The sequence below is a fragment of the Deinococcus fonticola genome, from assembly GCF_004634215.1.
Taxonomy (GTDB): domain Bacteria; phylum Deinococcota; class Deinococci; order Deinococcales; family Deinococcaceae; genus Deinococcus; species Deinococcus fonticola.
Genome location: NZ_SMMH01000009.1, coordinates 107,840 through 120,615 on the forward strand (window position 1 = coordinate 107,840; position 12,776 = coordinate 120,615).

General features: G+C 64.2%; 13 protein-coding genes. 8 read left to right on the plus strand and 5 right to left on the minus strand.

The window, feature by feature from the left end:
* Positions 1-69: 69 nt before the first annotated feature.
* On the plus strand, positions 70-486 hold the full coding sequence (locus E5Z01_RS07320; RefSeq protein ID WP_135228760.1) for a m7GpppX diphosphatase: 417 nt from the start codon (positions 70-72) through the stop codon (positions 484-486).
* Between the two features lie 58 nt (positions 487-544).
* Here the strand turns inward: E5Z01_RS07320 and E5Z01_RS07325 are convergent, their stop codons facing one another.
* The 3 genes from E5Z01_RS07325 to E5Z01_RS07335 are packed head-to-tail and all read right to left on the minus strand — an operon-like array spanning position 545 to position 2,736.
* Positions 545-1,294 (minus strand): DUF72 domain-containing protein, encoded by a 750-nt coding sequence (locus E5Z01_RS07325; protein WP_135228761.1) that lies wholly within the window; start codon positions 1,292-1,294, stop codon positions 545-547.
* Positions 1,291-1,770: a DUF488 domain-containing protein gene (locus E5Z01_RS07330; protein ID WP_135228762.1), complete on the minus strand. Its 480-nt coding sequence runs from the start codon at positions 1,768-1,770 to the stop codon at positions 1,291-1,293. Before E5Z01_RS07330 ends, E5Z01_RS07325 begins: the two co-directional genes overlap by 4 nt.
* A gap of 51 nt (positions 1,771-1,821) precedes the next feature.
* Complete coding sequence (locus E5Z01_RS07335) at positions 1,822-2,736, minus strand: TAXI family TRAP transporter solute-binding subunit (RefSeq protein ID WP_135228763.1); 915 nt, start codon at positions 2,734-2,736, stop codon at positions 1,822-1,824.
* A gap of 251 nt (positions 2,737-2,987) precedes the next feature.
* Here E5Z01_RS07335 and E5Z01_RS07340 point away from each other — a divergent pair, with 251 nt between their 5' ends.
* Complete coding sequence (locus tag E5Z01_RS07340) at positions 2,988-4,601, plus strand: peptide chain release factor 3 (RefSeq protein ID WP_119766055.1); 1,614 nt, start codon at positions 2,988-2,990, stop codon at positions 4,599-4,601.
* Between the two features lie 94 nt (positions 4,602-4,695).
* Positions 4,696-5,262: a C39 family peptidase gene (locus E5Z01_RS07345; RefSeq protein WP_135228764.1), complete on the plus strand. Its 567-nt coding sequence runs from the start codon at positions 4,696-4,698 to the stop codon at positions 5,260-5,262.
* A gap of 57 nt (positions 5,263-5,319) precedes the next feature.
* Here E5Z01_RS07345 and E5Z01_RS07350 read toward each other — a convergent pair whose 3' ends face one another.
* Entirely contained in the window at positions 5,320-6,636 is a 1,317-nt protein-coding gene (locus tag E5Z01_RS07350; RefSeq protein WP_240738229.1) for a S41 family peptidase, read from the minus strand.
* 249 nt (positions 6,637-6,885) lie between these two features.
* Here E5Z01_RS07350 and ftsE point away from each other — a divergent pair, with 249 nt between their 5' ends.
* The 5 genes from ftsE (at position 6,886) to aceA (ending at position 11,987) form a co-directional block, all read left to right on the plus strand.
* Positions 6,886-7,569 (plus strand): cell division ATP-binding protein FtsE, encoded by a 684-nt coding sequence (gene ftsE / locus E5Z01_RS07355; protein WP_119766052.1) that lies wholly within the window; start codon positions 6,886-6,888, stop codon positions 7,567-7,569.
* Positions 7,570-7,687: 118 nt separating this feature from the next.
* Complete coding sequence (locus E5Z01_RS07360) at positions 7,688-8,551, plus strand: cell division protein FtsX (protein WP_167757818.1); 864 nt, start codon at positions 7,688-7,690, stop codon at positions 8,549-8,551.
* The gene (locus tag E5Z01_RS07365; protein WP_240738230.1) at positions 8,548-10,020 is read left to right on the plus strand and encodes a murein hydrolase activator EnvC family protein; all 1,473 of its coding nucleotides are present in this window, start codon (positions 8,548-8,550) and stop codon (positions 10,018-10,020) included. The genes E5Z01_RS07360 and E5Z01_RS07365 overlap by 4 nt, the downstream gene beginning before the upstream one ends.
* Before the next feature lie 194 nt (positions 10,021-10,214).
* Positions 10,215-10,460 carry a 30S ribosomal protein S16 gene (gene rpsP, locus E5Z01_RS07370; protein ID WP_119766051.1) on the plus strand — a complete coding sequence of 82 codons (246 nt, stop codon included), beginning with the start codon at positions 10,215-10,217 and terminating at the stop codon, positions 10,458-10,460.
* 219 nt (positions 10,461-10,679) lie between these two features.
* Positions 10,680-11,987, plus strand: coding sequence for an isocitrate lyase (gene aceA, locus E5Z01_RS07375; RefSeq protein WP_135228765.1), 1,308 nt, complete (start codon positions 10,680-10,682; stop codon positions 11,985-11,987).
* A 371-nt stretch (positions 11,988-12,358) separates the two neighbouring features.
* Here the strand turns inward: aceA and E5Z01_RS07380 are convergent, their stop codons facing one another.
* Positions 12,359-12,685 (minus strand): hypothetical protein, encoded by a 327-nt coding sequence (locus tag E5Z01_RS07380; protein ID WP_135228766.1) that lies wholly within the window; start codon positions 12,683-12,685, stop codon positions 12,359-12,361.
* Positions 12,686-12,776 lie beyond the last annotated feature (91 nt).

A 12,776-nucleotide genomic window follows, 5' to 3' on the forward strand; every position in this document is an offset into this window, starting at 1 on the left:
TGCGGGCCGATGGACTCTTCCGCTCAAGCAGTCCGAACCTGGGCGGACTCCCGGATTGAACAGGGGGAAGTGCTTGAATCATTGCTGATGCTCAGCATGGACACACACATCCTGGCTGACGCCGTCTATCCACTCCGTCAGCTATCGGCAGGAACTCATGCAGAGGATGCTTTGCCGAAGTTCGCAACAGCACTCGCACAGGAACTTGATCACAATCCCAGGATGATGACCAATGTTATCTGGCAGAACTTGGAGGAACTCGTCCACACCGAGGAATTCCAATCACAGCGACGCGAAGAGCTGGCAGAATTGACGGAGTTAGTCGTTGACCTAGTCGTAGGTCGGAGCGTCCCCCCTCACCGGCGTGCATGGGAGGCCCGCGCCTACGGAGCCGGCGAGCTGATCAAAGAGGAGGAGGTCTACGGCCGACTCCTGTCTGTCCTTCTCAGAGAATGGGCGGCCCCTTTCACGACGACTGAAGCGTAAACCGTTGGCGTATGCGCGGGCGTTCCCTTGAGCCAATTGCGTTGATTGGTCAATCCGTTCAGTTGGGGAAGGTGTGGCCTGCGGGGGACCGTTCGATCCGTGCGTGCTTCAACTCAAACCCATTCCCCACCGCTCCCCCTGCTGCCGTGTTATCGAAGATCACCCACACCTCACCTTCAAGCGCCTGGATTTCCTCTGCCAGCCCTTGCAACGCCTCTTCTGTGTAGGCCGAGTAATACCGTCTGGGTGAGCCGTGCCAGCGGTAGTAACTCAGCCCTTCCCACCCGCCAGGACGCGCGGCTTCTGGCACTACTGCGGGGTCGGCGGCAACTTGGGAAACGCGGTAGGTCTTAAGTACCTCGTCCACGTCGGGGCTGAACCAGGTGGCGTGCCGGGATTCGCAGGCGACGGGGGCGGGCGTGAGGTCGCGCAGGGTGTGGAAGAAGTCCGTGGCGAGGTCGGGGTCGTACTTCAGGCTGGGTGGGAGTTGCACCAGCAGCGGCCCCAGCTTGCCGCCCAGGTGGCTGACCTGTTCAATAAACTCGGCAAGCGGCGTGTGCACGTCGCGCAGTTTCGCGGTGTGCGTGATGGCTTTCGGGACTTTCACGCTGAAGCGGAAGCCGTCCGGCACGCTCGCGGCCCACTTCGCGTAGGTGGCGGGACGGTGCGGGCGGTAGAAGGAACTGTTGATCTCCACGGCGGTAAGGCGCGTGGCGTAGCGTTCCAGCACGCTGTTGCCCTCCCCGAACTCGGGGCGTCCACTGGCCACACTCCAGCCCACGCAACCGATGAAAACTTGGCGGGTCATGTTTTGCTGCGCCTGGGCGGTTTCAGGTTCACCACGTCGCCTATCAGCCCCATCTCGCCCAGCCTTCCCGTAATCAGTGAGCGGTGGCATTCGCCGGGTTCGTGTTCGTAGCACAGCAGGGCGGTGGGGTACTGCGCGGCGAGGTCGGCCAGTTCGTGCAGCGCGTCCCCTTGCGTGGCGAGGTGCAGGGTGTACCCGGCTTTCAGGGCCTGGAAGTCGTGATCCAGCTTGTACGCCTTGCGGATGGCGGGCGGCGTGCCGAGGGAGTGCAGGTGCTTGTAACCAATGCCCTGTTCTTTCAGGGCTTCGGTCAGGGCGGTTTTGCTGTAGCCCTGGCGACGGCTCTGGGCGCGTTCGCGGGTGTCCACCACCAGCTTCACGCCAGCCTGCGTCAGGGTATGCAGGAACTCGTGCAGGTGCGCGTCCTCGTACCCGATGGTGTAGATGGTCGGCTGGGTGGGGGTGGGCAGGGTCATGCGCTCAGGGTACGGGCGGGCGCGGCGCGCAATGGTGGCGCGCGCCGGGGTTTACCTGAACCAGGGCCAGTCGCTTTCCTTGAAGGTCACCTCGTTCCATTTGGGGTGAAAGCCCTCGGTTTCCTGCAGGGCCGTGAGTTTGCCCAGGGCGCACTTCTGGTAGTTCAGCAGGGCCGCGCGTTTCTCCGGGGTTTTGAAGTCGCGGGTCACCAGAATGCGCTGCACGCCGTAGGTGGGAACACCGCTGCCCAGTTGCGGGTAGCGCAGCGTGGCCTCGCGGTAAAAGCCGTTGACTTTATTGCTGGGAATGTCCAGGGGCAGCAGGGCGTAACGGGTAGCGTCCAGGCTTTTCACCCAGTCGGCAGGTTGCCCGACCACACTCAGGGCGGCGTCCACCTGCCCGGCGGCCAGGGCCTTCAGGGTGTCCTCGCGGTTCTTGTACTCCACGATGGTAAAGGGAAGGCCGGATTTGGCTTTCAGGACGTTGGCGGTAATCATGCTGCCGCCCCAGGTGCCGACCTTCTTGCCTTTCAGGTCGCTGAATTTGCTTGCGCCGACGATGCTGACTTTCCCGAACACGTTCTTCTTCTGCTGGGGGCGCGGGGCGATCAGGTGAATCTCGTCGAAGTTCAGTGGAAGAAGCTGTTTCAGCTCGCGGGCGCGGGGGTCTTTGTCGATCTGGTCGCGGGCTTTCAGCACGTCCAGTTGAATAAAGGCCAGGGACACCTGATTGCCGAGCAGCAAGTCCAGGTTCTCGACACTGCCGCTGGTCTGGCGCTGGCGCAGAAAACTGGCGTTCGTGCACACCCGCCCGATGTCGCGGAACATGTCGCTCGCGCTGCTGCCTTTGGGGCTGGTGGCGACATCCAGAAACATGGGTGGGGCGGCCTGGGCGGTACAGAACGGGGCCGTACACAGCGAGACCGTGCACAGAAGGGTGGCCGTGGTTCGGACGGGGTGCCGCATGGGTTCTCCTTTTCGCTCAGAGGCGGGGTTCCTGAGCGCAGGAAAGCAGCGCCGTATCAGCCGCAGGTCAGGCGCCTGCTGTTCCGGCGCCCGGAAATCATGGCGCCGTCAGGCCCCCGTTTCCGGGTATCATGGAGGGTATGAGTGGTCTCCTCACGCCCCCCTGACCGTGTGGTCGCGCGCGAGTCGAGACGACTGTTTTTTCCCTCTGAGTCACATTGTTCGGGCCTGACCTGCCCGCAGGAGTAAGCATGACTGCCCCAAGCCAATCCCATAACAACAGCAATCCCGCTGCGCTGGAGCGCGAAATCAACCGCCGCCGGACGTTCGCCATCATCTCCCACCCGGACGCCGGCAAAACCACCATGACCGAGAAACTGCTGCTGTACGGCGGCGCCATTCAGGAGGCGGGGTCGGTGACGGCCAAGGAAGGACGCAGCCATACCAAATCCGACTGGATGAGCATCGAGCAGCAGCGCGGCATTTCCATCAGTTCCTCGGCCCTGACCTTCGAGTACCGCGGCAAGCACGTGAACCTGCTGGACACGCCGGGACACCAGGATTTTTCCGAGGACACCTACCGCACCCTGACCGCCGCCGACAGCGCCCTGATGGTGCTGGACGCGGCGCGTGGCGTGCAGTCGCAGACCGAGAAACTGTTTGCGGTGTGCCGCAACCGGGGCATCCCCATCCTGACTTTCGTGAACAAGCTCGACCGGCCCGCGCTCGACGCCTTCGAGCTGGTGGCGCAGGTCGAGGAAACGCTGAAAATCACGGCGGTGCCGCTGACCTGGCCGATTGGCGACGGCCCGGACTTCAAAGGCGTGTACGACCTGCTGACCAACCAGGTGCTGACCTTCGACCGCACCTCGGGCGGCAAGCACCGCGCCCCGGTGCACACGGCGGGCCTGGACGACCCGAAACTGGATGAACTGGTGGGGCCGGATCTGGCGAACAAGCTGCGCGAGGACGTGGAACTGATTCAGGGGGCCATGCCGGCCTTCGACGCCGACACCTTCCTGAAAGGCGAACTCACACCGGTGTTTTTCGGCAGTGCCATCAACAACTTCGGGGTCGAGCACTTCCTGAGCCACTTCGTCGACCTCGCGCCGCCCCCTGGCCCGGTGGACACCAACCTGGGCGAGCGCGACCCGGACGCGCCGTTCGCGGGCTTCATCTTCAAGTTGCAGGCCAACATGAGCCGGGCACACCGCGACCGCACCGCCTACATGCGGGTCATGAGCGGGCACTTCGAGCGTGGCATGGACGTGACGCATACCCGCACCGGGCGCAAGCTCAGGCTCTCGCAGGCCCACACGCTGTTCGCGCAGGATCGGGAAAAAGTCGAGGAAGCCTTCCCCGGCGACATCGTGGGGCTGGTCAACCCCGGCGTGTTCCAGATCGGGGACGTGGTGAGCGTGGACGGCAAGGTGACGCTGCCGGGCTTCCCCAGGTTTACCCCCGAAACCTTCGCCACCATTACCCTGCGGGATGTGGGCAAACGCAAGGCGTTCATGAAGGGCCTCACTCAACTGGCCGAGGAAGGCGTGGTGCAGGTCTTCTACCCCACCGACGGCGCGCGCGACCCCTACCTGGGGGCGGTCGGGCCGCTGCAATTCGAGGTGTTTCAGGCCCGCTTGCAGGAGGAATACGGCGTGGATGTGGACATGCACGTCACCAGTTACGGGCTGGTGCGCTGGCTGGCCGGTGACCCCACCAATGTCGCCCGTTTCGCCCGCCACGTCGAGGACGACCAGGGCCGCCCGGTCATGCTGTTTCGCAGCAAGTACGATCTGGAATACACCGCCGAGCAGCATCCCGAAATCGAGTTCCTGCCCCTGCCCAAAGATCTGACGCGGGTCTAAACGGAGTAGCGAGCATAGGGAAAGGGAAGTCTGCTCCCCTGTAACCCAACCTGCAAGACATTCGTCATCTTGACCGAACCATAATGTAAGTCAGATGCGCCCTCTTCGCCTGCTGCTGGCTTCCCTGGCCCTGACCTGCGCCGCCTCTGCGGCCGCGCCCAAAAACGCTTCCGGTTACGTGCTGGAGGGCATGCCGCTGATCCGGCAGTCCTACAATGCCTGTGGCCCGGCCAGCATCACACAGGTGCTGGGCTACTACGGCCTGAATGTGAAAATGGAGGACGTGAGCCGCTGGACGCGCCCGGACGAGCGCTCTTACATGAGCGCGCAGGCCATCGTGAACTTTGCGCCGGTGGTCGGCATGGAAGCGCGGCTGTATGCCGGTGGCACCCTCAACTCGGTGCGCAGCGCTATCAAGCACGGATTGCCGCTGATCGCGCTGCAATCGCACATCCCCGAGGCTGGCAAGGTCATTCCGCACTGGCGCGTCATTGTCGGGTACGACGACGCCCGCCGCGCGGTGTACACCAAAGACCCGCTGCTCGGGTACGTCGCTATCGGATACGACGACTTCCTGCGGGTATGGGCCGATCAGCGCGGGCAGTTCGCGGTGCTGTACCCGCCTAAACTGAGTGCCACCGTCAGGAAAACCCTGGGGTAAGAGGCAAAAGAGCGGGGAGAGCCACTGTGGACTCTCCCCGCTCTTTTTGCTGTCGACTTACTTCAGGACTTCCAGCGCCTTTTTCAGGATGGCGTCGCCCTGCACGTCCACGGTGGCTTCACCCTGGGTGCTGCTGCGAGTGGGGCGCTTCACCTCGCCGGTATACGTGAATTTGCCTTCCTTGTCGGCAGTCACGGTCACGGGCTTGCCGTCGACCTGAATGGTCACTTTCGCGCCGGGCTGTGCGCCGCCGCCGGTGAAGTTCAGCGGCACGGTGTAGCGGGTGTCCTTCACGACGATGTCGGGCGTGATGCCCTTCTTGTGAATCTGGCGTCCGTTCGGGGTGAGCCACTCGTTGGCGACGATGGCGACCTTGCCGCCGTCGGGCAGGTCGATGGGAATCTGGGCCACGCCCTTGCCGAAGGTCTGCTCACCGATGATGGTGGCGCGTTTCACGTCCTGCAAAGCTCCGCTGACCACCTCGCTGGCGCTGGCGCTGTTCTTGTTGACCAGCACCACCAGTTTGCCGGTGTAGTCGCTGGCCGCGCGGCTGGCCTTGCCGTACACCTGCGTCTTGCCGCTGCGGTCGCGCAGGCTCACGATGTTGCCGGTCTGCATGAACTGGTCGGCCACGTCCACGCCGGCGTTCAGCAGGCCGCCGCCGTTGTCGCGCAGGTCAAGGATCAGTTTCTGGACGTTCTTTTTCTTCATGTCGGCAATGGCCGCGCGGAACTGTTCGCTGACCTTCTCGTTGTAGAAGGTGTTCAGGGCGATGTACCCGACGTTGCCGGGCAGGACGGTTTCTTCGACGCTGACGATGTTGACCTGCGAGCGGGTCATCTCCACCGTGTACGGTTTGCCGTTGCGGGCAAAAGTGACCGTCACCTTGGAGTTGAGCGGGCCGCGCACCAGTTTCACGATGTCGTCCAGTTTTGCGGTCATCACGTCCTTGTCGCCGACCTTCACGAACACGTCCCCGATCTGAACGCCCACCTTGGCGGCGGCGTTGCCCTTGTACACGTTGTCGATCTTGCCGCCGGTGCCGTCGGGGTTGGCGGCGACCAGGGTCACGCCGATGCCGCCGAAAGTACCCTTGAGGTTCTCGGCGTCGATCTGGTTTTTCTCGGGTTCGCTGTAGTACGTGAATTCGTCGTCCAGGCTCCCTAACGCGCCCTGGATCGCGCCGCGCAGCAATTTGTCCTGATCCACGGGGTGCAGGTAGTACTTGTTCAGGTCATTCAGTACTTCCACGAAGGTCTTCCCGACCGGGGTGGCGGCAATGTTGCTGGTGGTGTAGGCGTTCATCTGGGCGTAGGCCACGGCAGCCGTCAGGGCCAGCGTGCCCGCGGCGAGAGCGAAGCGGTTCGGTTTCACGTCTGCCAGAATACGGCGCGCAGGTGAAACGAAATTGAAAGGAAAGTCGCAGGAAGGTGGGCCACCTTAAGAAAAGCCGGGAGTGCCTCAGCCGCCCAGTCGGGCCCTCCAACCCGCGCCGCTGCCCGGGCGCTTCCTCACGGCGTGGGGCGAGGCGTGCGTTATGCTGCTGGAGCGCATGCCCGCCTCTTTTCGTCAGACCCGACCGCTTCCGCCTCCCTATGCCTCGGCCCACCCGCGGGGGCGGGCATGATCGATTTCAAGCAGGTGACGCTGGAGTACCCGGTCACCCGTACGCTGGCGCTCGACGACGTGACACTGCACATCGGCAAAGGCGAATTCGTGTACCTGGTCGGGCACTCGGGCGCGGGTAAAAGCAGTTTCATGAACCTGCTGCTCAAGCGCGCCCTGCCCACGAGGGGCGTGGTGCAGGTGGCGGGCCTGCCGCTGAGCCACTACCGCGGCCGCAAGACGCCGCTGCTGCGCCGGCGCATGGGCACAGTCTTTCAGGACAACCTGCTGCTCGACCACCTGAACGCCTACGACAACGTGGCCTTCGCACTTCGCGTCACGGGCGTGCCGGCGCGCGAGTGGCGCCAGCGCGTGACCGTGGCGCTGCGCACGGTGGGCCTGGAACACAAGAAGACGGCCCTGCCGGTCCAGCTTTCCCTGGGCGAGCAGCAGCGCGTGGCGATCGCGCGGGCCATCGTGTCCGACCCGCCCATCATGCTGGCCGACGAACCCACCGGCAACCTCGACCCGGACAACAGCCGCGAGGTGCTGAAGGTGTTGCAGAACGTCAACCTGCGCGGCACCACCGTGATCGTCGCCACGCACGCCCGCGAACTGGTCGAAACCTACCGCCACCGCACCCTGACCCTGCGCAAGGGCAAACTGGTGCGCGACGACCCGCTGGGGGGGTACACGCTGTGAAGGCCCGCTACGCTGGCGGTCGAAGGGTCAAAGGGTCTGAGGGTCTAAGGAGACCGAGGGCCGCGTTTCTTGAACCCTCGGACTCTTCGACTCTTGAACGCCGTCAAAGGCGGCTCGCATGAACTACCACCTTCGTCAGGCGCTGCTCGCCATGCGGGCCAATTTCACGTCCACGTTCTCGACGTTGACGACCATGACGATCACCCTGCTGGTGCTGGGGGCGGTGCTGCTGCTGACCCTGAACGTGAACCGCACGCTGGAGCAACTGGAGTCGCAGGTGGAGGTCGCGGCTTACCTGACCGAGCAGGCCGACGACGCCAACCTGCTGGCGCAGGTGAAGCAGTACCCGCAGGTGCGGGAGGCGCAACTGCTGAGTAAAGAGCAGGTGCTGGCCGAGATGACCCGCGATTACCCCTACGCGAAAGAGGCGGCCGACCTGGCCGGCAACCCCTTCCCCGACACCATTCGCATGCGGGTGGGCCGCGTCGAGGACTCGCGCCCGGTGGCCAGCGCGGTGCAGCGATTGCCGGGCGTGGAAAGCGTGGAGTACGGCGCGGGGTACGTCGACCCGGCGGTGCGTACGCTCACGGCGGTCAGAACCGCCGGCTACGGGCTGGTGAGTCTGCTATTGCTGGGCACACTCTTTAACATCCTGAACGCAGTGCGGGTCGCCATGTATGCCCGCCGCAACGAGATCGGCGTGATGCGCCTGTTGGGGGCCACGCCCGCGTTTATCCGCATGCCGCACCTGATCGAGGGCATTCTGGTGGGCCTGATCGCCTCGGTCATCGCCACCGGGGCGCTGGGCTTCGCTTACCTGGAGCTGTCCAGACGCCTGGTGCAGTTCGTGCCGGTGTTTCCCATTGTCACCGACCTGAACACCATCCTGCCCATCCTGGCGGGCGTGGCGGTGCTGGGCATCGCGGTGGGCCTGATCGGCAGCCTGTTCGCCACCAGCCGCTACCTGAGGGAACTGGAGTGAATTTCCCGCGACTGGGCCGGCGATTGGGCCGGCGGCTGGGGCAATATCTGGGCCTGACCCTGATCCTGTCGGCCAGTGTGCTGAGCGGGGCGCAGACCACTAGCGAGCGCCTCTTGCAGTTGCAACGCGACCTGCAACAGCAAAAAACCCTGAACGACCAGCAAGCCAAGCAACTTCAGAAACTGCGCTCCAGACTGGCGAACCTGACCGCGCAGCAGAAAGCCACCCTGGACAGGCTGGACACTCTGGCCGTCAGTATCGCCACGCTGGAAAACCAGCTGGCCAACACCACCGCGCGCGTGGCCCTGGCCGGGCGGCAACTGGAGGAAACCAGCGCGCAACTGGCCCTCACGCAGGTGCGCGTGGACAAGTTGAAGGCCGACGTGCGCGGTGTCCTGAACAGCCTGTACCGCGAACGCAGCGGGCAGTATCTGGCGCTGCTCTCGCAGTCGAAGAACCTCTCGGACCTGCTGATCCGCCTGGATTACGCCAACATGTCCGGTCAGCACAACGTGCAGGTGATCGGCACGCTCCGGGACGCCGCCGAACTGCTCCAGACGCAGCAGGCCCAGCAGACCCGCCAGTCCCAGGCCCTTCAGGCACTTCAGGCCGAACGGGCCACCAAGCTGGCCGACCTGCGCGCCACGCGCCGCGAACAGCAAGCCCTGCTGGCACAGCTGCGCAAGTCCACCGAGGGCCAGAAGGCTGTGGCAGTACGCACCCAGGCGCAGCAGGCCCTGACCGCGCAGTCCATCGACCAGCTGGTGGGGCAGGTCGTCCGGGAACGCGCCCGCATCGAAGCCGAGCGGCGCCGCCGGCTGGAAGAGGAACGCCAGCGCCGCGAAGCCGAGGCCCGCCGCCTGGCCGCCGAACAGGAACGCGCCCGCCAGGAAGCCCTTCGCCTGGCCAGACTGCGGGCCGAACAGGAACGCCAGGCCCGCGAGGAAAAGCAGCGGCAGGCCCGGCTGGCCCGTGAACGCCAGGAGGCGCTGCTGCGGGCGCGGCAGCAGGCACTGGAACGCGAGCGGGCAGCCCTGCGGGCCCGGCAGGTTCAGGTGCAGCAGGCCCAGCAGCAGAACACCATCGAGTTGCAACCCCTGCCCGCGCTCCCGAGCACCGGCCCGGTCGGCTTTCCGCTGGCCGGCGGGCAGATTTCGGCGCCCTACGGCACGAACGGTGCGCAGTGGGTGCTGCTCAGCGGCCCTGCCGGCGCGCAGGCCACCGCGGCCCTCGACGGCAACGTCCTGGCCGCCACGCACTACGCTTCGCTGGGATGGGTGGTGCTGCTCGACAACGGGGGCGGCCTGGTCACCGGGTACTTCGGGCTCAGCGAGGCGTCCGTTAACGTGGGCGAGCGCGTGCGCCGGGGCGCGCCGGTCGGCGTGATCGGCGGCAGCCCCATCTTCGGCGCTGAACGCATGGCCTTCCAACTCCGGCAGAACGGCACCCCCACCGCCCCCCGGTTCTAGCGGGGAAGTGGTGCGGCAGGCGTGTATAGAAAAGCATGGCTGGGGGTCAAGAGAATGCCCGCCGGCTCTTGCTTGAACCCCGCGCTTCTGGTAAAGTTCTGCGGTGCGCTCCGATTCTGGCTGCTGACGGGCGCAGCGTCCCGGCCCTAGCGGGGACACTACCCTCGAAATCAACCCCCAGAGGTCAACTGAGCATGGTTAAAATTCGTCTGTCCCGTTACGGCTCCACCCACAACCCCCACTACCGCATCGTCGTCGCCGACGCCCGCCGCCCCCGCGACGGTGGCTACATCGAGAACCTGGGTCACTACGACCCCCGCAAAACCCGCGAAGACTACCTGAAGGTCAACGTGGAACGCGCCCAGGAGTGGCTCGCCAAGGGCGCCCAGCCCACCGCGACGGCCAAGCGCCTGCTGAAAGCCCAGGGCGTCAAGTTCTAAAGCAAGCCAGTAATGTGCAGAGGCTCCCGTGTGGGGCCTCTTTTTTATGGCCCCGATTCGGGGTGGTGTACTTCGCGGGGTGGTGTACTCCCTTCTGTCAGGAGTACACCAGTTTATTTGAAGGGCGCGGGGCGCAGACTGTGGTCATCAAAGAAGGGCATTCGGCACCTCCCCAGCGTGGGCGAGGACAGATCACCCCCCTTCAAAAGGAGCTGCACCATGACCCCCACCCCCAAAACCCCCGCCGAAATCCTGGAGAAGACCTGGCAGACCGACGAGCGCTGGAAAGGCATCAAGCGCAACTACACCGCCGACGAGGTCGTGAAACTGCGCGGCAGCCTGCCCATCGAGCACACCCTGGCCCGCCACGGCGCGAACAAACTGTGGCAGCAGATGAAAGAAATGCCCTTCGTGAACGCCCTGGGCGCACTGACCGGCAACCAGGCCATGCAGCAGGTCAAGGCCGGCCTGAAGGCCATTTACCTCAGTGGCTGGCAGGTGGCCGGTGACGCCAACAACGCCGGGCAGATGTACCCGGATCAGAGCCTCTACCCCGCGAGCAGCGTGCCGGACGTGGTCAAGCGCATCAACAACACCCTGCGCCGCGCCGACCAGATTCAGCACAGTGAAGGCAGGAACGAGATCGATTACCTCGTGCCCATCGTCGCCGACGCCGAAGCCGGATTCGGTGGCCCCCTGAACGCCTTCGAACTGATGAAAGCCATGATCGAAGCGGGCGCGGCGGGCGTGCATTTTGAAGACCAGCTCGCCAGTGAGAAGAAGTGTGGTCACCTGGGCGGCAAGGTGCTGGTGCCCACCAGCCAGTTTATCCGCACGCTGAACGCCGCCCGACTGGCCGCCGACGTTTCCGGCGTGCCCACCGTCCTGATCGCCCGCACCGACGCCGACGCCGCCAACCTGCTCACCAGTGACGTGGACGACAACGACAAACCCTTCTGCACCGGCGAACGCACCCCCGAAGGCTTCTATTACGTCAAGCCCGGCATCGAGCAGGCCATTTCCCGCGCCCTGGCCTACGCCCCTTACGCCGACGTGATCTGGTGCGAAACCAGCATCCCCAACCTGGAGGACGCCCGCAAGTTCGCCGAGGCCGTCCACGAGAAATTCCCGGGCAAACTGCTGGCCTACAACTGCTCGCCCAGCTTCAACTGGAAGAAAAACCTGGACGACGAAACCATCGCCAGATTCCAGGTCGAGCTGGGCAAGATGGGCTACAAGTTCCAGTTCATCACCCTGGCCGGCTTCCACAGCCTCAACATGAGCATGTTCGACCTGGCCTACGGCTACGCCCGCAAGCAGATGAGCGCCTTCGTCGAACTCCAGGAACGCGAATTCGAAGCGCAGGAGCGTGGCTTCACCGCCGTCAAGCACCAGCGCGAAGTCGGCACCGGCTACTTCGACCTGGTGGCGCAGGCCGCCGGCGGCGGTCAGAGCAGCACCACCGCCCTGGCCGGCAGCACCGAGGCGCAGCAGTTCGGCAAGGAACTCGCCGGCGCGCACGACTGAGCCAACGCAGTAAGCCATATCATCGGAAGGGCAGCCCGAGAAGGCTGCCTTTCTGGTTCACAATGTGCATAAAGGAAAGAAACCCCACCAGAGACGGCAGGGGCTTCCGAAATGGTGGAGGAGACGGGACTTGAACCCGCATAAATGACGCTGGAACTTTCAGGAAACGCGCTTCCCTTGCTGCTTTAACCCACCCCCCGGAAGGGGCCGCTATAGGTGCAACTGCAACCCGTTCCGACCTTGCGGCCTGCGCCCAAAGCTGTTCGCTGTACCGGATCAGACAATCGTTTTTCCCGGTGGCCCGCCTGTTGGCCGACTCCCCCGCCAGCAATGTACGGCGGACGGGTCAAGGCGTGAATCAGACGAATGGCTTACGTCAGGTTGTTCTTTCGCTGGTATCGCCACACCAGTTCACTGAAACCGCCCAGCAGAATCGTCATGGCGGCAGCCTGCGCAGCCACCGCCAGCAAACTTAAACCTAAAGAACTGAAGAACAGGCCATTCACGACAGCCACCAGTAAAGCCGTCAGGAGCAGCAAAGACCAACGAGCCATGCGGTCTGGATGGCAAGCCAGCACCGCAAATACGCTCATAAGGGCAAAATTCAGCAAGACTACGCCAAGAGGTTGCCCTTCCTTCAATTGCTGGATGGGAAGTATGGATGGGTAGAACCACAGGACAGCGTGGAGCTGAATCATGCGGCTTCAACAAACGGTTCGATCCTATAGCGGAGCAGTTCCGCGACCGTCCAGGCGTGATCCGTCACACCTGCGGCCATCCCCGGCGTTC